The sequence below is a fragment of the Salinarchaeum sp. IM2453 genome (assembly GCF_019693215.1).
Classification (GTDB): domain Archaea; phylum Halobacteriota; class Halobacteria; order Halobacteriales; family Salinarchaeaceae; genus IM2453.
In genome coordinates, this window is record NZ_CP081183.1 from 2597522 (window position 1) to 2616676 (window position 19155).

The following is a 19155-nucleotide window of genomic DNA, read 5'->3' on the forward strand; positions in this document are numbered from 1 at the left end:
ATTGGACTCATTAGTTTTGAGAACGGAGCCTCAATAATAATACAATTAGAGGAGTACGTCGAACCGGTCACAGAGGTAGAAGTAGACGAAATCTCCGCATAAGTTAGTAAGGATTACTGAACAGTACCACAGAGGGTTTCTGAGCTTTCTACTGGATGCCAATCACAGTTTACTTCAGTTGACGTAAGGATTTTATATCATATCTTAGCTTCTGGTAATATTTAGTGTTCGTTGCAAGTCCCAATCGAAATAATACATAATAGCAAGTACAGCAAGCATAAACAAGGCAGTCTGGGTGAGCATAGATGGTGCGAACACTACTCCAAGTCCTATTACAAAGTAGATCAGGCGATGTAGATAAGTCAATCCCTCCTTCCTGCTATTAAGACCGATACTGACTGATATAAACCCAGATAACACAACTACTGATACAAATAGAGTAGCAACAGATGGGTACAGCAGCGGGTCGTTGGCGATAAATGCAAATGGTAGTAAGAACATTGGATATCCGATCTTTAGTGACTCAACTGCTGTTTCCCAGAAGTTTGAGCCTGAAATTCCCTGTGCAATAATCACTGATAAAGCGATTGGTGGAGTGATATTCGATACAATCGCAAAATAAAACACAAACATGTGTGCGCTGAATTCTTCAACACCAATCTGTACAAGAGACGGAGCAACCAGAATAGCGACAATCATGTACGCAGCAGTTGTCGACATACCCATGCCAAACAGAATGGATGCTATCATAGCCAGGAGAAGCATCACGATGATTGATCCGCCAGCCAAGCCAACTAACTGGGAAGACAGTTGTTGTGCAAACCCGGTTACAATTAACGCTCTGATCACGATTCCCAAACTTGCCAGAAGAATCGTAATGTTGAGAGTCGCTTCTGCTCCTCTGCGGAACCCTTCAATACTCTGTCGGATATATAACCTCATTTCGTCCTGTGTTGCTTTTTCGTCTGTTCGTGAGGCCTCAGCGAGCACTTTCACCAGCCGAAGACCTAGAAGGGCAAGGATGGCAAAGAATCCAGCCCGCATGGGATCACTTCGAATAATAACGAGATAGTACAGCAAGACTGCAAACATTCCAACATACTCGTAGAAGCTAGCAAGTCGTCTGAGATATTCTGTGGCTGCAGGAGCTGGCCGGTTGACTACAATGTTACTTTTTTCAGAAGAATTGAGTGATATCGACACGGAAACTGCAGCAAAGAAAAGAAGAGCTGGAACGACAGCTCCAATGATAATCTCTGAGTAGTTTGGTTCGATCAGTTCTGCCATCAAAAACGCACCAGCACCCATGATTGGAGGGAGAACTTGTCCACCGCAGGAGGCAACCGATTCTATTGCACCGGCAACTTTTCCGCGGTAGCCATTTTCCTTCATGAGTGGGATAGTAAAAGAGCCGGTTGTTGCTGTATTCGCAGCGGTTGAACCGTTGATTGATCCCATGAACATACTCGCTGCGACTGCTACCTGTCCAATTTGGATATACTGTTGTCGAGCAGCAACCCTTGTCATCGCCTTAATGAACGCAGCCATGCCTCCGTATTTTTCCATAATACCAGCAAGGAGGAGAAATATAACGACCCAAGTTGCAGAGATTTCAAGAAGACTTCCGAACAATCCTTCCATTTCGATGGTATTCATTGTTATAATTCGCTCAACACTGAGTCCCCTGTGGCTCAGCGGGCCTGGCATCAACGGTCCATAGTATGAATAGATCAGCCCAAATATTGCAATACTAGTAATAAGCCGTGAGATATGGACGAGGGCGATAAGTACTAGTAATATAACTAGCGCTCCCAAGTATATGTGCAAGTTATCGTAAACACCAGCAGTCCGTACAATAGCGTCATAGTCTCGCATAAACACGTACATCGGTATAACAGACACAACTGAATACGCCAAGTACGCACCAGAGAGTAGTTTGCCTCGGATGGTCGTCTGATCCATTTTCAGCATGCGCGTGATTCCCCAAAGTGACAAAATCATTGCAAGATGAACGATAGCATGCTGTGACCGGGGAATAGAGAATGTATATGCAAACCACATATGATAAACAAAGAAAATAGTTGATATAATATAGACAAACCATTCTATCGGGCTTGAAGAGAAGATAGACGAGTCATACTCTTCGTTGAATTTCTCATCGATCTCACGCTCAACATCTGATAATGTCTTACTTTGTGTGTCAGCGGAATTCGTCGACATGCTATTGATATAAGAATATTACTGTTCCTCTGGTGGAGGGGTCAAGTCATAATCATCCCAAAATCCGGCATTTTGGTAGTATTCGTATGCTCCTTGGTGGAATGGAACGTCTGGATGGAGAGTTCCAAGAAACATGTCTGGATCTGGGAAGAAATCCATTGCACCGTTTTGGTCAAGCAGGTCCTCACCGTGTTCATGAGTCATCTCAGCGATGTCATACACGAGATCTGGATCGGCGTCTTCTTTCACCACATACAGGTATGTCAGCGTGAACGAATCGACCGGATCAGACCAGTTATCAGAAAACTCTCCTACTGTTTCTTCATCTAGTTCATGGTATGTTGAATAAGCCAAATCTTCATCAAGGGACTGGATTGTTGAATCTGAGAATTCGAGTGGCTCCCAGTCAACGGTTTCGTCTATTTCTTGTAGCCATCCTGTCGGGTCATCCTCATTCACGGTCCATGTAAAAGCTGCATCGACAGTTCCATCTCTCAGTGCTGCCGGGATATCAGCGAAGGCCATGTATCGATTGTCGATGTTGTCCATTCCAATCTCTTGATCAACAAGCCATTCGACCGGTGAACGCGTTCCCGATCCAGCTGAAGAGATTGCAATTGGTCGATCCTCAAGATCATCCCATCCACTTACTTCCTCAGCATTGTATACACCAAAGTTGTAAAATGCCATGTATCCGCGTACTTGTCGAATCGAATCAAAATCTTCGAGAGGTTCGTCTTCAAAGTCTCCTTCATCTGGCGAATCCTCCAATAATTGTGTTGTTGTTCCGGATATCTCAAACTCACCCTGATCAAGTCTTCTGTATGATGCTCCTGTTCCTTCAGTAACGATTGGTTCAATCTCTGTGTCTAGTAAGTCTTCGCTGTCCATATATTCAGTCCACGTCGAACCAATCTGAAAAGAAGAAGAACCTTCAGAAGAAGTTCCAAGAGACCATTCATCTTCGCTATCTACCTGTAATACATCAAGGCAACCAGCAAGCCCCGTTATTCCTATAGTCCCTGCTGCAGCAGCACCTTGGATATATTCTCGGCGACTCGTCTGACTTGAAGAATCGTTTGACTGTGAAGTGTTAGATTCTGTCATGTTACCGTCTGTCCCTGTCTTCATCATTGGAGGATAATAAAACTTTATCAAAGTATATGATTTATTTCATTAACTGACCTAATATCGATTTACTTGAAACTGATGTTGGTGTACCCTGAGATATTTATACAGAGGATAGGTATTGTCTACCATGCGTGCTGCTCAATATCACGAGTACGGAGACGAAAGTGTCCTTACTGTACGGGATGTCGACAAGCCATCTATAGAGAGCGGGGAAATACTGGTTAAGACTGAAGCAGCGAGTGTAAACCCAATAGATACCTATATACGAGAGGGTGATGTAAAGCCCACAGCTGGGCTCCCACACATACCGGGAGCGGACCTGGCCGGTGTTGTAGCTGAGACAGCCGATGATGTTAATCGATTCTCAGCAGGTGATCGAGTTTTTGCAACAGGATTAGGATTGTTCTCCCAAGGATCCTATGCAGAATATGTTGCGGTCCCTCAAGAACATGCAGCAATACTACCAGAGGAGATTACATTTGATTCCGGAGCTGCTGCAGCGATGGCATTTGCGACGAGTTGGCGTGCGCTTATTAATCGAGGCGATCTGCAAATCGGAGATATAGCTGTGATTCATGGCGCCTCTGGAGGAGTCGGACACGCTGCTGTTCAAGTTGCTGACGCTGCTGGCGCATATGTAGTCGGTACAGCACGGGAAGGTGATCCATCTGAATTTGTCTATGATTGTGGAGCAGATGCAGTTGTAGATTACCGTAGTGAACACCTCGCAGATGAACTTAACCAAGTTACAGATACCCGAAATGTAGACGTAATTCTTGATACTCATGCTGACATACATCTTGACGCTAACCTACAGAATCTTAGCCGAAATGGGAATATTGTTGTCATTGGTGAGAAAGACACAATTTCATTCGACGGTGCTATTAGCATGCGGGCTAAGCAAACAGATGCCAACGTTCGCTTCATGTCAATAATGGCATCCGCAGATGATCAAGCATCAATCCTCTCTAAAGTTGCTGAGAAACTGTCCACAGGAGACTTCAGTGTCAAAATTGACCGGACTTATTCGCTTGCTGAGATTTCAAAAGCTCATCAAAAAGTTATGGATTCAAGCAACATCGGGAAAGTTGTTATTAATATATAGTTATTCACGCTTGTTTGTTTCTGAGTGACTGTATCTAAGCAGTAACATGGAACCCACGCCAGCAAAGACAAGGGTTCCCAGAAGAAGAAACAGCACATGATAACTAGCATAAGTCAGGACAATACCGGCCAAGGACGCTCCAGTAGCACCTACACCAAACATTGCTAAGTAAGTTAGTCCATACGAGATTCCGTGTGACTCCGATGGTGAATAATCTGCGATGACAACTTGATATATCGGGGCCGTACCGTACATGACAAAGCCAATCAACAGACTAACCACCAGCATGCTAATTGCACCAAAGTGATACGCTACAGGAAAGAAAAATCCAAGGAAACCTAAGCTTGCGAGTGCTCCGGCAAAGGCAAGCGAACTGGACACATGGTTTGTTAATCTTCCTCCTACGTATTGGCCAAAAATACCCACTGTCAACAAGACAGTGTACATTAGCTGGCCGGTATCAAATACTTCCTGTCCAGCACTAACCCCCAGAGTAAAACCAGTATCGAGGTCAGAGAGGACTTCTGGTAGGAACGTGAGAAGGCCTCGATAGTATATACCATATAAGATCACAGACAGAAATGCAAGAATAAATACAACGTTGAATATTGTAACAACCGTTCCGATGGTATTTCGAAATTCAGACCGAAGTGAAGTCTCAGAGATATTGCCGGTATGAATGGTCATGCGAAATCCAATAACTGTTGTAAGAAATGCTGGAATTGATAAAATTAGTGCAGCCGTCTGCCAGTCTAGAAAGACCAGCATAACAATAGTCAAAATGGGTCCGGCCGCAGTTCCAATGTTTCCTCCAGCCCCATGATACGCGAATACCATTCCTCTATTCTCTGCTGATCGGCTAATAACCGATAATCCTGCAGGGTGGTAGACACTGGCACAGACTCCCCAGATGACAATTGCAATGGTTAGCATGTACAGGTTCTGTGCAGTGCTGAGTAAGGCAAAGCCGGTTCCCATCCCAGTTGCGGATAGTAAGATAAGATGTTTGGAATTATAGTGGTCAGCTAATACTCCCATTACGGGTCCTCCTAACCCGATCAATCCGTATCCAATTGCAACAATCGTTCCAAGCATCGCTGCGGATGTGTTCATTTCAGTTATCCAAAACCCAATAAAAAGCGGGATAGATAACTCGTAGCCGTGAAATAAGGCATGTGATAGCGATGTAAATTTCACTAACTGCCGATCACTGTCATTCATCTGGTACAATATATCTGTTTTTATTCAGATAAGTATGCTGGTAATTGTTGGTATGTACCAGTCGATACTTTATTTATTGTATAAACTCGATAAGATGCTATGGGTTGGAAAAGAATAAACTTAAGAGATGAGCAGACAAATAACAGCAAACCTGGCCGCCGATGGGAACTATCCCCAATACTCGAAATTGATGCGTTTAATCTCAACGTTGCGATTCTGAATCCGGACGAACGACTCTCTGAGAATCACTATCACTACCACGAAAACCAGAAGGAATTAATCCACGTGGTGGAAGGGAAGTGTCAGGTTGAGGTAGAAGATGACCAGTTAGTTATAACAACAGATGATGTGATTATGTTCGAAACAGGATCCAAAGGGACACACTTAGTTCACAATCCATTTTCTGATCCTGCTAAAGTAATTGCGATTGGATGGCCTCCAGAAGGGAGATACCCCGTTGAGAAAGTAGCGAAGAAATCCGAAATACTCGGAAAATCAAATGAATAACCTAACTGTGTGAGGCAAATATTACCGATCGACTCTTGATTTGGAGCAACTATATATGTAGTAATAAGGTAGCTATTCAAATATATAGAATTATAATGATGGAATCGTATCTATAATTATGACTAAAAAAAGCATTTCGTCCGCTAAAACAACCGAACGTTCGATTGAGATCATAGAAGCCTTAATGGACATCGAAGGCGGATCACTGGATGAATTATCCGAATATATGGGACTAGCATCAAGTACCGTTCATCGGCATCTTGCTGCACTTCAAAAGTCCGGATACGTTGTAAAAGATGGAACAAATTATAAAATTGGCTTACAGTTTCTAACGGTTGGAGGTCACGCCCAGCGTCAATATGAGCATTTTCATACATATAAAAAGAAAGTTGAAGAGATTGCTGAGGAGACTGGGGAGCGCGCTCAATTTATTGTCGAAGAACAGGGGGAACGGGTCTATTTATATACTGATGTGGGTAGTAGCGCAGTTCATACGGGGGCTCAAGCGGGTCGACGGGGATTACTTCATGTGAGTGCAGGTGGAAAGGCTATCTTATCACAACTTCCTAATTCACGGATTGAGAAAATAATCAAAAAACATGGACTTCCGAAGAGAGGAAAAAATAGCATTACCTCAAAAAAGGAGCTATTTAACGAACTTGAGCAAATACGAGATCAGGGATACGCAGTCAACCGACAGGAGACAACAAATGGGGTCCACGCTATTGGAGCGCCAGTTACAGACGACAATCAAGTAGTTATTGGAGCATTAAGTGTATCGGGACCGGCTACACGGTTGCAAAATAGATACCTGAATGAAGAACTCCCAGAGATTATTCTATCAGCAGTCAATGAGATTGAGTTAGATATTCGCCACTCCCCCTGATCTGAATTCGATATATTCGAATCAAAGGGTATTAACAAAAGTACTGTTGTTAAAAACACCAAATCGACCAATCACTTCTGCTGACAGATAGCACGTAGAAAGTACATTGCCTGCTAAGCAAATTTGTACTGGGACGAGCACACAGCAATGAACAGGTATAGACTATAATACATCTGCAACACGTTCATGTCAGAAGTGCAGAAAGTCTATATAAATATGTTTAGATATCGATTCCACGCAGTTTGGGAAGAATTGAACAGTAATACAGATAGGGGTATTCCGTTTATACAAGTAGGTGAACTACCCGTGTCTCTCACTCGCTGCGATAGCCGTTCGTTCCTTGATGGAGAAACTTCCTGGTTCCGCGACGCAATTTGCAGACATAATCGCAATGTCCACAGGGAACGCAGTCTTCATAGGCGTTGATTCGGCCATGTCCTGACCTACATCTTCAGTTGAAGGTCTGATTCCAAGTTCTTGCAGTCCGAGGCGGATGACTTCTAATGCAGCGTTATAGTCCCTATAAGCATCGAATCCACACGACGGAAACGAGTGCTCACGTACCCATAACGACTTATCCGTCTCACACCCACATTGTAAATAGCGTTTCGTTGTGCCTTCTAGTAGCACCTAAATAACGTGACATCCATTTTTCTCCTCGACGGTTGAATGACCTGATCGTTTCCCGCCACAACATTGCTGCAATGGTCTAAACATTCCTATCACCTGTCTCGTAGCTTTCACGTCCAAATCCTCGAGGAACACGGCGTCGGACCGTGTAGTATATTCGTGAGCAAGTTTCTCTTGATACTCCTCACGCTGGTTATGTAACCGTTCATATGCCTAAGCAAGGGTTATCTGGCTTGGCTTCTAGTTATTCGAGCTGTGCTCTCTTCGGGAGGGATTACAGCATCGGTGGTCAATACTCACGCTCGCATTGTTTGTCGGATTACGCAAACGATCGTCCATCTGAGTCGTGAATAAACTTAGTGATGCCGAAATCAACCCTGACTGTATCTTCTGGAACGAGATCTCCGACGGCTAGTTCGTCTGGGTATCCCGGGTTACACTCGACAACAATGCTGACGGACCAATCGCCAGTCGTCTCTTTTTTTTTTGTATTATCTTTGTGATCTCGCCGTAGTCGGGAGTGGGCGGTGATATGTGAGATGTGAGTCACTGATTTTGGAGAAGTTCACGATTGCGTGACCCGTTCCATCCACGCCGAAACCGGACTGGTTGTACACGATGCTGCGGAACTCTCGCGGGGCTTTCCATTTCAACCGGCCAACGTCGTAGCCTCGATTTTGGAGTGATTCAAGCACGCTTTCGCTTTGTTTGATGCGGTGGATAGACATTTGTAGCCACCTGAAGTATGAGTGTTGCCACCTCGACTAGCATTCCTTTCACCTGGTTGTTCTGGTGAAGTTGTTCTGTACCCCCGTATATGAAGGGTTGCCGTATTCTGGGCGTGAGCGGTATTCTTGCGTAATCTCTCCTCAACTACGACTGATTTTGTGGGGTGGTTGTCATTTGAACGTTCGGAAATTAGAGAGCGCACAGCTGTATTCCTACCCTATTCGCTCCCATCGGTCTCCCCTTGAGGACGAGGGCTTAGCCTGTAAGAGTTAAACCTGGAACCTGAGCTCTCAGTATAGAGTTGAGATTGAGACATCGATGCAAACAATCTGTAGCACAACACTTAATATTGAAATAATGAATTATCCCATTAAGTATAATTTTTATTTGTATTTAATTTATCTTAACATTATTATTTTAAGATATATTATCTTATTTCTTTTGTATATATGTACTATTTTATTTTATTTTTATATTTTTTGTCTATTTTACTAATAATGTAATCTTATGGTTTAATTCAATTTTTATTATGAATTATTTTCTAGTATATAATTTATTTTTTATAAATTTATTATAATATCATATGGATCTCTTCCGATCAGTCGATTATGAAGTAGGAATTCTTCAAATGAATCTATTTTAACAATGTTTGTGACAAGATAAGCTCAAGAATCAAGACATGTATGTTGCATAGCGGGGTGTACCCATTCCGAGTGAGTACTGTTAGTCAGCACTACGAGTCATGATAATGTTCCTCGAATGTCGACTGGTCAGGACGGCGGAAGGGGCCAACAGAAGTCACAGCCGCAGCTCCTGCAGCGTTCCCAAGCTGAGATAAGTCGGCAAGATCACGTACACCATCAACGTATGCACGCAGAATTGCAGCGTCGAATGCATCTCCGGCACCTGCAGGATCGGCGACTTCAACATCATACCCAGCGTGTTTGTGTTTCGAGATGAGTACTCCATCCTCAAATTGGGCCGCAATTGATCCGTCTTCGCTGAATGTACAGAAAACCATCGTCGTTCCATCCGGGGAAACTAATTCTTTAAGACCATCGTACGTCGGATCGTATCCTGCTAATTCGAGATCGTCGTTGCTTGCGAAGATTAACGAGCAGTTTGCAGCAATATTTTCGACCAGTTGTGCATATTCGTCTGGATTAGGCCATTGGCTTGGTCGTCCATTGAGATCAAAGGAGATCGCAACGTCATGTTTCTTTGCACGATCAATTGCCTCCAGAACAGCATCTTGGCTTACGGCTGGATGCATTGACGTACCGCTTAGATGAAGCATGGAGATATCCTCAAAGACAGACTTACTGTCGTCTGGTAACGCAAATCCAAAGCAACTGTTGGCAATCCAAGCGTCCCACTGTCGGTCCTGAGTTGGAGTGTACGCGATAAACGGCGTGTTTTTCTCTGAGGTCGTCAGTAATCCAGGAGAGATATCAAGTTGCGTGAGATGAGTCCGTATTGCCTGACCAAATACATCGTTGCTGAGTTTAGTGGCAAAGTACGGTGGTCTTCCAAAAATGGCCAAGGATCTGGCAACATTGGCTCCAGTTCCACCCATGAACCATCGAAGTGAGCTACCTTCTGAAACTGCTGGTGGTTCTACAGGATAGAAATCTGCTGTTGTATCGCCTGCAACCAAAATATTCGATTGCGAATTTGAGCTCATGCGTTAGCTTTCGAAAAGTACTGAAATAAAGGTCCCTGTAAATATGAAAAGCTAGTGTAAAACAGATTATACGATTATTTGATCAGCATATTCTTAGAGATAATATAGTTTCATTCGAACGTTTGGATTCGTCAAGTGCTTGGATATTCCCGAGATCTCAATCGCAGTTACTAAGATGTTTAATATATCATACAATATCTTAGCGATCATTCAATAGTATATTTATCCTGGATATAGCGGGGCTTGTGGGAGATTTCCGATTATTTCAGGAATAAATAATTCTAAAAATTGCACATAACCAATATATTAAATCATAATTTTTACTATGCTATTCGCATAGGGTTATTGTATGATAATACCAGTCAGTAGGGACATGATGACAGGGCACGATGAGCTTGTTGAGGTGCGGTTAGAAGAAACAATAGACATCGACTTTAACCTAAGTGGGGATGGAACATATGCCGATGCAGGGGCAGTTGAAGGGCGGATGCTTGTTGACTTTGAGGTTAATCGATCAAAGTTGCTTGAAAAGATTGATCGAGGAGAAGAGATTCCAGTTACCGACAAAGTCAACGCATTTCTTGAAGAATGGTCGGAAGACAAGGTCAACACAAATCGGGTAGAGCTTGAGTATGGACAGCTCTTGTTCAGGGGTGCTGAACCGGTGGGAATTAGTTCTGCATTTGAGCTACAACAGTCTTTTGATCCATCACAACTTCGTTCAAGCTCTCCCGAAGAAATTAAACGGGAACTACGTATCGAAGAGGATTATGAAACAACATATGATGACATTGCAAACGATGTCCAGTCATATCTTGAACGAGAGGGGATCAACGCTGATATCTCATTTAATGTACCCGTGCACATCCAAGCTAAGGCCAATCCAGCGGTTGAAGGAGCCGACTACACAATTGAGCTTGCAAACAATGAGCCAGTCGGAATCGAGATGATTACTGTCGAAGTAAATATGCCGCCAGAGATCGGTCGAGAAGTAGAACTTGGTCATTCCGGAGATAGAGAGGGAGAGTGGAGTAGCAGGCGTGCTGTCGAGGGTAAGAGATACGATCCAGAAGAGGAAAAGTACGTCTTCAGCGTATCGTCGCTGTCACCAACAGATAAGGAGGGAGCATCTCGAGAGATTAGATTTCACGTCCCTGCCAAAGCTCAGCGAACACTTCGAGAGGTATCTGGAGAAGCAAAGTTCACTCGGAGACAACCATTTTCAAACCTCGTACCAGTCGCATTGTTTGATGCTGGTGGACATCGGATTGCGTCATTTAACGCAGAGGATCAACAACAAGATGGTGAAGTTGGAGACATCACTGCCAAGGGACATATTAATGCAACATTTGAAACGCCAGCCCAAGATATTACGGTTGGAACGACAGCAAAGGTTAGCAAACGCTTCCAAGTTGAGGGAGTTGTGCCATTTAATGCGGCCATAAAAGTTGAAGAGATTCTCACAGAACGAGGAATCAAAGATTACCATACAGAAAAAGTAGAACAAAATCGAAATATGCGGGAGGGGCAGGAATTTGAAGTGTATAACGGAGGCTTTGAGAAAGGCCATATTTTGGTAGACGGTACGCGTATCCGCGTCGACATTGATATTAAAGGGCAGGTTAGGAGCTCGGACCGCGAAGCGATCAGGGAAGCTGATGAGAATCTCCCAGCGGAACGACGGAGCGTTACAACGGAGTACGGACAAACAAGTGTCACCGTTCGCGGTCGGGGTACCAGTCAGAGGGTAGTTGACGAGTATATCACAGACCTACGAGATGAACTTCGAGTAACTCTTGAATCGATTTCGGAGGCGATGTAAATGCACATTGACACAGATCAACTAGACGGGGAGTATCCACCAGAACCGGAGTGCGAAGTAAATCAGCGTGACTGTGAATTTAAGCCAGTGACATATCTTTGTCACGAGTGCGGTCGGAAATTATGCGAGGAGTGTGCAGTCGGAGTCCGACATCAGCCACAAATAGCCAAATACGAGCAGTTTGGAGAAGCTCAAGATGAGCGGGTTCAAATGCATTGTCCCTCATGTGCAGAGGCACATGAATATGATCAACAGAAAATAGCGGCTGGAGCTGGCGGTGTCTTTGTTGGCCTGCTTTTCTTCTGGATTATTGGCTTTAATTTGATCACGCTAATACTTGGAGCGCCAATTCTCTTAGGAGGCGGATTTCTGCTGTACAAAGAATACGAGCTCAAAAGCAAGGTTGATATGAAAGAGATGTCCTAAATTCCAAGCCACTGTAAGTAGTTTTCAGACAACATTAGATGCTTAGTGCTATCTTGGTTAATCTGGACATTTGCTCGCGTTGTCTGGAGATTTATTAATGACCAATAATCAACTCCCAGAGAATTCCATAGAAAATCGCAAACACAACACCAGAAACCAGGAGACCAGTTGTCTCATCGATTGGTCTGCCAATCAGCGGTTCAACAGTATCAGAAATCCAGTATCCAACACTGAGTACGATATCCTGTACTACAAGCGCGATAGTGTGATTCTGAAGATGATACGTAATCCCAGATCCAACATCACCTGGATCAGAGATCATCCCAATGCTCATTGCTACTACAAGTCCAGTAATCACAGTTGAGCCGAGCCAATAGTTTCCAATTGTCCGAAGACTGGCAGTGTGAGTAACACCGACAACCAGTGCGACAAATAACGGATATGCAATAACCAGTCCAATTGCTTCAGCAGGCAGTTCTGTGCTAATAAAATCAGTCACGATGTCGCCTACACCACCGAATACCGAGATTGGAACTTCCACAAGAAGTATCTCAAGTGGCAAGTGAACGAATTGATGCCGAGCAATTTCATCCAATAAAAACAGTCCCTTCTTTACCACGATTTTGATAGCAAATAGAGTAGAGAAAAATGCAAAAACTCCATGGATTATCCCTGATCGGTGCGGCATACGTCGACGGTATACTCACTATATTTACATAATACACATATATTTTTGTATTGAACCAAATACTGAATTTGTAAAATCGAGATAAGTAAATCGCGCTTAGTCCCTTATGCGTCATCACTATCGAGGTCAGAGGGCCCAAACGAGTGAGGAAGCAACTCATCAATAGAGAACAGAGCAATATCATTCATGGATAAGTTTGAGCAAATAACCGTAATCTCAGCATCACTAATCGTGTCCATCTCCTGAATAACCTGTCGGCAACGACCGCATGGTGTGGGATAGGTGTTTTCTGTTGAGTCGGGGAATCCTCCGACGATTGCAATTGTGGAGATATCACGATGACCAGCCGATACAGCAGCTGTTATTGCAGATACCTCCGCACAAACGGTCATTCCATATGAGGCATTCTCTACTGCAGTTCCAGGAAACACATCGCCTGTGGTTGTGTGCACAGCTGCACCAACCTGATATGCTGAATATGGCGTGTAGGCATTGGTCGCAGCAGTATGTGCCTCCTCAAGAAGGGCTTCCTGTGTTGCCGTGAGCTGTGGGTCTGAGTCCATATGATAATAAGTACTGTTCCTTTTGATATAAGTCTCCAAGGCTGACAACACACTCAGTATAGCGAAACGAAGAATCCACGAATTCTGTACTAACAGGACTGTAGTTCCGGGTTGTCACAATAACACACCTCAATTATATCCGAAGTATCTTGAGATGGTTTCGCTAAATGCCCACGAAACGCCGGCCGCAACGAGCAGAATGTAGCTTGTTAGTCCCAGTGCCAGCCCAATCGTGACAAGGCGGGCCCCACCGACTGGTAGGGTATATGTTTCGGCGAGCTCGAATGTCCCGACAAGGACCGTGCCTGTTCCAATCAGCAATACCAACAGTGCAATCGCCCCAAGTTGGACGTACGGTTCTTTTTTCCACTCGTCAACTGTCTTGCCACTGGCGGGGGCTGGATCAACATTCTGGGGGATTGGCCAGTATGATCCCTCGCGATTGAGCCAGTAAATATGACCGTTATTGATCTCCTCCCGGTTTAGCACATCAAGCTCGTATAATTCATCAAGTCGATGTTTAACTGTTTCTCTGCTTACATTATTTCCCACAGCGGCACTCATCTTCTTCTTGTTATAGTATGGGCGATCACCACGAACGAACTCAGCTGCGACATGGTACTGGTTCAAATCCTTTGAGTTGTCAAAATCTTCGATCCGTGACTCGATCCAGTCGGGGAGTTCGCTGTCATGCGATTTCATAGATTGATAATAGATATTTGTAGTTCTACAAACCTGGTTTGTCGTTCTCCGATAACCGATTTTCGTCCGGGGAATAAGTGCTTATCCCTCCTCTGTCAGAGTGGGGTTCAAACAATGCGTCACATTGGCTCGCCCTTCGTTGGTGTATTGGCATTCCTAGTTGTATTGATACTTTGGGCCGTGATTGAAGATTTGCTCTCTGTTACGGCTGGACTTGAAATTAATATGATTGTCCTGATGACTGCAGTTATTATCGGTGCAGGATCATTCTTTGGAGCTGAAAAACTCAGTGAACTCAGAGACAACTAATTAGTATTCCAGGAGTAGAAGCAGCATCTCTACGTTTCATTTTTCTCTGATTGGATTACTTGTTTGTTAGTAGTTGTCCGATAACGGCTGATCAGACATTCCAACCTGGCTTAATCGCTTCAACTTGCGCTGGATCGTGTCCAAAGATGACCTCAGCGTCATGACGTCGTTCAAGCGATTGGATTCGACGGAGGCTTTCACGCCACTCTGTTTTCCCCCACGTTAGCGGACCACCTAACGGAATTTTGTCCTCATAATTTTCAGCCATGTAAAGTTGATCGCCAGTAAAGATAATTGTTTTATGTTCAAGATGAATCATTGACCCCGTCATGCCCGGAGTGTGGCCGGGAAATCGAATAAATTCCAAATCAGTGAAGTGCTCTTCTCTGTCACGATGGAGTACCTGCCAGTTAAGATCATGGTCAAAGTCCTGCAGCAGGTAGGAATCACTTCCACTCCCAGTCTCATTACTGTAATAGGCATGCTTCAACTCTTTTTCATGAACAAACACTGGGGTATCAGTTCCATCAAAGAACTCCAATCCACCAGCATGATCGATATGGAGATGACTCTGGAAGACAGCGTCAATATCATCAATGGAGTACCCGATAGATGCCAAGTCATCATCTAGTCGGTGTTCGGCTGCATCATGAGGGCGAAATGCTTGAGTTACCGCTTCTGGCCAGTGTCCATCCATTGCTTCATGGTGCGAACCAGTATCCCAGAGGATTGTCCCCTCAGGATGTTCAACCACGAGGTTCCAGACAGGGATTTCATCATATTCAACGTCTGGATTTTGCTCATCATATGTCGCAAGCGTGTTCCCTTCCATCATATAGTTCATATCACAGTACAATCCACCTCGATCGAGAACGTGGATCGTTGCATTAACCATAGGACAGTATCTCTCGTCGATCCTGATAAGGATATATTCGAACCCTGGAACAGGCACTATCGTATATCTGCCGCTGTCGGTGCTATTGTCCGTGTTTCGTCGGGGTAAAGTCCAATGAAAACGAAAAGATGTGTATGAGTACAGTCGATTCTTCGTGGACGGAAGCTCGGATTAGAGAATTACACGATGACCTTGTCGAGTTGTATGAGCCGGTCGAGCATACGTCAGAACACGGGGCAAATCCGAATGCCAACCCTGGCGAGGGGGTTGAGCAACTCCTTACGACGATCCTTTCACAGAACGTTGCAGATCAAAACACAAAGCGAGCAGCACAAGCACTATTTGAGGAATACGAGGACTTCGCAGCAATCGAAGCTGCAGATCAGGATGAGCTCGCTGAAACAATTCGTGTCGCCGGGCTTGCAAATCAGAAGTCTGCTCGCATCCAGCGCGCGCTAACTGCAATTCGAGAAGAAACAGGTGGTGCTTATTCACTTGCATTCCTTGATGCGATGCCGACAGATGAAGCAAAGGCCTGGCTGACAGATATCAAAGGAATCGGCCCCAAAACGTCAAGTGTCGTGTTGAATTTCCACTTTGGAAAACCAACAATGGCAGTCGACACACATGTCGAACGAGTAAGCAAACGGTTTGGGTTGGTACCCGAATCAGCGTCAAATGGACGCGCACACGAAGTTCTTGATGAACTCGTTCCTGACGAACTTATTTACCCCTTACATGTGCTGTTAATTCGACACGGACGAACGTATTGTTCAGCACGATCACCAGACTGCGACAACCCGGTCTGTGAAAAATACTGTAGCTGTCCTGGTTGTTCATGATACCATTTTGTGGCTTAGCTACCGTTGCCAAACGCTTATCCATGCGAGACCCCTACATATACCAGTGAGGCGGAATCCTAACGACGACGACGAGAATAACTTTACCAATATCTTCAATCAACTCAATAACATGCTTGGAGACACGTCTGATTCTGATCCTGTCGATGTTCACGAGTATGATGAAGAGATTCGCGTCGTTGCCGATCTCCCTGACGCTGACCAGAACGATATCGCTCTTCAATGCGATGGCCGAACACTCACCATTCAAATCGCACAGGATCCAGTTCCACAGGTCAAGCAGATTGACCTCCCAGACTATGTGGATGCTCAGTCAGCCGATATGAGCTTCAATAATGGAATTCTTGAAGTTACGCTTGATCGAGATAACGATCCGGCTAACATCGGGTTTTACTAATTCATACATCCGCCATGTTAATGGCTGTATCTGCAGTACACATTTGAGCGAGTGTTTTTCCGGTTCCACAGCGCATTATATCCCTGACCAAATTTTGGCGTAATTCTTGATTTATAATTAACCATTAAGTGAAACACGGGCGTTTGTATGTGCAGATTTCGACATATGACTTGTCGCAGTTCGACAGTAAGCAAAACACGACCGTATTTGTGTACTGGTACAGCAAATAGGCAGTATCATTCGGCACATGCAGAACCTATGTATAACACAGACCAGTCGGACAGAGTCATAGCAACAAGAGTCAATCGGCAAGCAAAGTACGCAGTCAGCAAATTGTACCGAGGTGATCAGTATGTCGCAAGTTGATGCATTGCTGAATCCGGCATCAATTGCGGTGGTTGGTGCGAGTCCTGATGCTCGGTACTCTGGCAATTTAATCCGGAACTTGTTAGACTATGGATACGACAATCCGATTTACTATGTCAATCCTAACCGCGAAGAGGCATTTGGGCAGAAATGCTATGATGACATCAGCGATGTTCCAGAGACGGTTGACCTAGTAGTCGTTTCAATCCCTCGTGATTATGTTATCGATGTCGTTGACCAAGCAGGCGAGATGGGAGTTCCAGCAGCATTGATAATCTCTGCTGGTTTCTCAGAAGCCGATGAAACTGGCGAAGAACTTGAATCAGAGCTTGGTGGTGTAATTGAGAAACATGATATGGCCGTCTGCGGACCAAACACAATCGGGTTTGCAAATCCACAGGCAGACACTGTCCCGTCTGCGATTTGCTCGCGAGAGCCAGACAACGGTGAGATTGGACTAATCAGTCAGTCAGGAGCCCTTGCATTTGCGACGTTTTATGATCGTGCTAAAGACGAGGATATTGACTTTGCCTACATCATTGCAACAGGGAATGAGACTGGGCTTACGATGAGTGATTATATCAAATACATGGCAGAAGATGATACCGTTGAGGCGATCTGCGCCTACATCGAGGGTATCGATCAACCTCGTGAATTTATCAATGCCGTAGTTAAAGCCAAAGAGCATGGAAAACCTGTGTTTGCGGTAAAAACGGGCGATTCAGAGGTTGCCAAGGAATCGTCTGAATCACACACAGGGGCAATCGCTGGAAGCGAAGAGGCCTGGAATGCCGCCTTTGACCGAGCAGGCGTTGAACGGGTTCCCGATATTGAGGACCTACTCGAGCGGGCAAAGTTGCATGCAGAGTTTAATAATGGGGGAGACAGCGTTTGTGTTGCTTCAACTAGTGGTGGGCTTGCCGGATTACTGGCAGATATGACTGCAAAGCGAGATATTGCGCTACCAGAGATTACTGGGGAAACTGAACAACAACTGTTGGAGATGGACGAATTGTTGACGTTTGGTGGAATTCATAATCCAGCAGATATTCGACAGCAGGGGACAGAAGCATTTACAGAAATTGCAGATGTGGTGTTTGCTGATGATGCGTTTGATGCGTATGTATTCGCTGTTGCACTACCAGCTGTTGGCGAACAAGCTGAGATGATCGCCGACAAGATGCTTGACATCCACCGACAGGCCCCCGATCCAGTGGTATTTCTCTGGACAGGTCGAAAAGAGGGTCCAGACAAGGAGTCACCATATGAACGGGTTCGCGATGAAGCTGTCCTGTATTACGATGCTGATGTATGCATGGATGCAGTTGCGTCACTGTTGGACCCCCCTACTGCTGGCGAGCGAATCGACACAGTGTCAGTCACAAATTCAGGTACAACTGAGGCTGTCGACTGGGAACAGGCAGTCGAATTGGTTCCAGATTCAATCGACGTTGTTGATCATCGGATTGTTAGCAGTCCAGAGGAAGCAGCCACTGCGGCAAGTGAACTCGGAGGGTCCGTTGTGCTGAAAGCGAATACGACCCAAGCGCACAAAACAGAATTAGGAGCAGTAAAGACAGGTGTTAGGGCTACTCAGGCAGCTGATGCATTCGAAGATGTGATTGCGAATGTCGAATCCGGGCAAGCGATCGTACAAAAGCAAATCGATGGCACGGAACTTATGCTTGGCATCTTTGAGGATCCGAGCTTTGGACCCGTGCTCTCTGTTGCTCCTGGCGGTATCCATGTCGAAGCTTTCGAAGACTTTCAATTGAACTTCATTCCACCAGTGTCAGCACAGGAAGTCATGCGCCGACTTGAGCAGTCACCTGTTATTGAATTGCTTACTGGTCGAGGAGTACAAATACAACCTGATGATCTCGCAGAGGCCGTTTCTGACTTGGGAGACCTTGCTGTTGACGGCGTGCTTGAAGCTGATCTAAATCCAGTCATGTTGACACAGGATAGCGTCACCGCTGTTGATCTGTATCTCAAAAAATAGTAAGCAACCTGA

18 protein-coding genes are annotated in these 19155 nt (G+C 44.9%); 9 read left to right on the top strand and 9 right to left on the bottom strand.

Annotation, left to right across the window (positions count from 1 at the left end; translation table 11 throughout):
- Window positions 1-204: 204 nt before the first annotated feature.
- A complete protein-coding gene (locus K0C01_RS12350) occupies window positions 205-2220 on the bottom strand; it encodes a TRAP transporter permease (RefSeq protein WP_221169995.1) in 2016 nt (671 codons plus the stop codon).
- An 18-nt stretch (window positions 2221-2238) separates the two neighbouring features.
- On the bottom strand, window positions 2239-3354 hold the full coding sequence (locus K0C01_RS12355) for a TAXI family TRAP transporter solute-binding subunit (RefSeq protein ID WP_221169996.1): 1116 nt from the start codon (window positions 3352-3354) through the stop codon (window positions 2239-2241).
- A 124-nt stretch (window positions 3355-3478) separates the two neighbouring features.
- Between K0C01_RS12355 and K0C01_RS12360 the strand changes: the two genes are divergently transcribed.
- Window positions 3479-4456, top strand: a complete 978-nt coding sequence (locus K0C01_RS12360) for an NADPH:quinone reductase (RefSeq protein WP_221169997.1) — start codon at window positions 3479-3481, stop codon at window positions 4454-4456.
- On the opposite strand, the gene K0C01_RS12365 is transcribed toward K0C01_RS12360, so the two are convergent.
- The gene (locus K0C01_RS12365) at window positions 4457-5677 is read right to left on the bottom strand and encodes an MFS transporter (RefSeq protein WP_221169998.1); all 1221 of its coding nucleotides are present in this window, start codon (window positions 5675-5677) and stop codon (window positions 4457-4459) included.
- A gap of 99 nt (window positions 5678-5776) precedes the next feature.
- Between K0C01_RS12365 and K0C01_RS12370 the strand changes: the two genes are divergently transcribed.
- Window positions 5777-6184 carry a cupin domain-containing protein gene (locus tag K0C01_RS12370; protein WP_221169999.1) on the top strand — a complete coding sequence of 136 codons (408 nt, stop codon included), beginning with the start codon at window positions 5777-5779 and terminating at the stop codon, window positions 6182-6184.
- A 118-nt stretch (window positions 6185-6302) separates the two neighbouring features.
- Window positions 6303-7070 carry an IclR family transcriptional regulator gene (locus tag K0C01_RS12375; protein WP_221170000.1) on the top strand — a complete coding sequence of 256 codons (768 nt, stop codon included), beginning with the start codon at window positions 6303-6305 and terminating at the stop codon, window positions 7068-7070.
- Between the two features lie 949 nt (window positions 7071-8019).
- Here K0C01_RS12375 and K0C01_RS12380 read toward each other — a convergent pair.
- Together K0C01_RS12380 and K0C01_RS12385 are read right to left on the bottom strand one after the other, a co-directional pair.
- Complete coding sequence (locus K0C01_RS12380; protein ID WP_221170001.1) at window positions 8020-8250, bottom strand: hypothetical protein; 231 nt, start codon at window positions 8248-8250, stop codon at window positions 8020-8022.
- A 912-nt stretch (window positions 8251-9162) separates the two neighbouring features.
- Window positions 9163-10113 (bottom strand): PfkB family carbohydrate kinase, encoded by a 951-nt coding sequence (locus K0C01_RS12385; RefSeq protein WP_221170002.1) that lies wholly within the window; start codon window positions 10111-10113, stop codon window positions 9163-9165.
- Between the two features lie 373 nt (window positions 10114-10486).
- Between K0C01_RS12385 and K0C01_RS12390 the strand changes: the two genes are divergently transcribed.
- Both K0C01_RS12390 and K0C01_RS12395 read left to right on the top strand, forming a co-directional pair.
- Complete coding sequence (locus K0C01_RS12390) at window positions 10487-11935, top strand: hypothetical protein (protein ID WP_221170003.1); 1449 nt, start codon at window positions 10487-10489, stop codon at window positions 11933-11935.
- Window positions 11936-12361: a B-box zinc finger protein gene (locus tag K0C01_RS12395; protein ID WP_221170004.1), complete on the top strand. Its 426-nt coding sequence runs from the start codon at window positions 11936-11938 to the stop codon at window positions 12359-12361.
- Window positions 12362-12455: 94 nt separating this feature from the next.
- On the opposite strand, the gene K0C01_RS12400 is transcribed toward K0C01_RS12395, so the two are convergent.
- From K0C01_RS12400 to K0C01_RS12410, 3 genes are all read right to left on the bottom strand, one after another.
- Entirely contained in the window at window positions 12456-13049 is a 594-nt protein-coding gene (locus K0C01_RS12400) for a hypothetical protein (protein ID WP_221170005.1), read from the bottom strand.
- 104 nt (window positions 13050-13153) lie between these two features.
- Entirely contained in the window at window positions 13154-13612 is a 459-nt protein-coding gene (gene cdd / locus K0C01_RS12405; RefSeq protein ID WP_221170006.1) for a cytidine deaminase, read from the bottom strand.
- A 129-nt stretch (window positions 13613-13741) separates the two neighbouring features.
- Window positions 13742-14314 (bottom strand): hypothetical protein, encoded by a 573-nt coding sequence (locus K0C01_RS12410; RefSeq protein WP_221170007.1) that lies wholly within the window; start codon window positions 14312-14314, stop codon window positions 13742-13744.
- Window positions 14315-14428: 114 nt separating this feature from the next.
- On the opposite strand from K0C01_RS12410, the gene K0C01_RS12415 reads away from it, so the two are divergent.
- Window positions 14429-14623: a hypothetical protein gene (locus tag K0C01_RS12415; RefSeq protein ID WP_221170008.1), complete on the top strand. Its 195-nt coding sequence runs from the start codon at window positions 14429-14431 to the stop codon at window positions 14621-14623.
- A 91-nt stretch (window positions 14624-14714) separates the two neighbouring features.
- On the opposite strand, the gene K0C01_RS12420 is transcribed toward K0C01_RS12415, so the two are convergent.
- A complete protein-coding gene (locus K0C01_RS12420) occupies window positions 14715-15518 on the bottom strand; it encodes an N-acyl homoserine lactonase family protein (RefSeq protein WP_221170009.1) in 804 nt (267 codons plus the stop codon).
- Window positions 15519-15652: 134 nt separating this feature from the next.
- On the opposite strand from K0C01_RS12420, the gene nth reads away from it, so the two are divergent.
- The 3 genes from nth to K0C01_RS12435 all read left to right on the top strand — a co-directional run bounded on the left by nth (window position 15653) and on the right by K0C01_RS12435 (window position 19143).
- Window positions 15653-16360 (top strand): endonuclease III domain-containing protein, encoded by a 708-nt coding sequence (gene nth, locus K0C01_RS12425; RefSeq protein WP_221170010.1) that lies wholly within the window; start codon window positions 15653-15655, stop codon window positions 16358-16360.
- A gap of 64 nt (window positions 16361-16424) precedes the next feature.
- The gene (locus tag K0C01_RS12430; RefSeq protein WP_221170011.1) at window positions 16425-16775 is read left to right on the top strand and encodes an Hsp20/alpha crystallin family protein; all 351 of its coding nucleotides are present in this window, start codon (window positions 16425-16427) and stop codon (window positions 16773-16775) included.
- Window positions 16776-17127: 352 nt separating this feature from the next.
- Window positions 17128-19143: an acetate--CoA ligase family protein gene (locus tag K0C01_RS12435; RefSeq protein ID WP_221170012.1), complete on the top strand. Its 2016-nt coding sequence runs from the start codon at window positions 17128-17130 to the stop codon at window positions 19141-19143.
- Window positions 19144-19155: the final 12 nt, after the last annotated feature.

What these genes read in the sequence shown, in the direction of transcription:
- K0C01_RS12350 (WP_221169995.1), bottom strand. Translation starts at nt 2,220, where the DNA reads ATGTCGACGAATTCCGCTGACACACAAAGTAAGACATTATCAGATGTT.
- K0C01_RS12355 (WP_221169996.1), bottom strand. Translation starts at nt 3,354, where the DNA reads ATGATGAAGACAGGGACAGACGGTAACATGACAGAATCTAACACTTCA.
- K0C01_RS12360 (WP_221169997.1), top strand. Translation starts at nt 3,479, where the DNA reads ATGCGTGCTGCTCAATATCACGAGTACGGAGACGAAAGTGTCCTTACT.
- K0C01_RS12365 (WP_221169998.1), bottom strand. Translation starts at nt 5,677, where the DNA reads ATGAATGACAGTGATCGGCAGTTAGTGAAATTTACATCGCTATCACAT.
- K0C01_RS12370 (WP_221169999.1), top strand. Translation starts at nt 5,777, where the DNA reads ATGGGTTGGAAAAGAATAAACTTAAGAGATGAGCAGACAAATAACAGC.
- K0C01_RS12375 (WP_221170000.1), top strand. Translation starts at nt 6,303, where the DNA reads ATGACTAAAAAAAGCATTTCGTCCGCTAAAACAACCGAACGTTCGATT.
- K0C01_RS12385 (WP_221170002.1), bottom strand. Translation starts at nt 10,113, where the DNA reads ATGAGCTCAAATTCGCAATCGAATATTTTGGTTGCAGGCGATACAACA.
- K0C01_RS12390 (WP_221170003.1), top strand. Translation starts at nt 10,487, where the DNA reads ATGATGACAGGGCACGATGAGCTTGTTGAGGTGCGGTTAGAAGAAACA.
- K0C01_RS12395 (WP_221170004.1), top strand. Translation starts at nt 11,936, where the DNA reads ATGCACATTGACACAGATCAACTAGACGGGGAGTATCCACCAGAACCG.
- K0C01_RS12400 (WP_221170005.1), bottom strand. Translation starts at nt 13,049, where the DNA reads ATGCCGCACCGATCAGGGATAATCCATGGAGTTTTTGCATTTTTCTCT.
- cdd (WP_221170006.1), bottom strand. Translation starts at nt 13,612, where the DNA reads ATGGACTCAGACCCACAGCTCACGGCAACACAGGAAGCCCTTCTTGAG.
- K0C01_RS12410 (WP_221170007.1), bottom strand. Translation starts at nt 14,314, where the DNA reads ATGAAATCGCATGACAGCGAACTCCCCGACTGGATCGAGTCACGGATC.
- K0C01_RS12415 (WP_221170008.1), top strand. Translation starts at nt 14,429, where the DNA reads ATGCGTCACATTGGCTCGCCCTTCGTTGGTGTATTGGCATTCCTAGTT.
- K0C01_RS12420 (WP_221170009.1), bottom strand. Translation starts at nt 15,518, where the DNA reads ATGGTTAATGCAACGATCCACGTTCTCGATCGAGGTGGATTGTACTGT.
- nth (WP_221170010.1), top strand. Translation starts at nt 15,653, where the DNA reads ATGAGTACAGTCGATTCTTCGTGGACGGAAGCTCGGATTAGAGAATTA.
- K0C01_RS12435 (WP_221170012.1), top strand. Translation starts at nt 17,128, where the DNA reads ATGTCGCAAGTTGATGCATTGCTGAATCCGGCATCAATTGCGGTGGTT.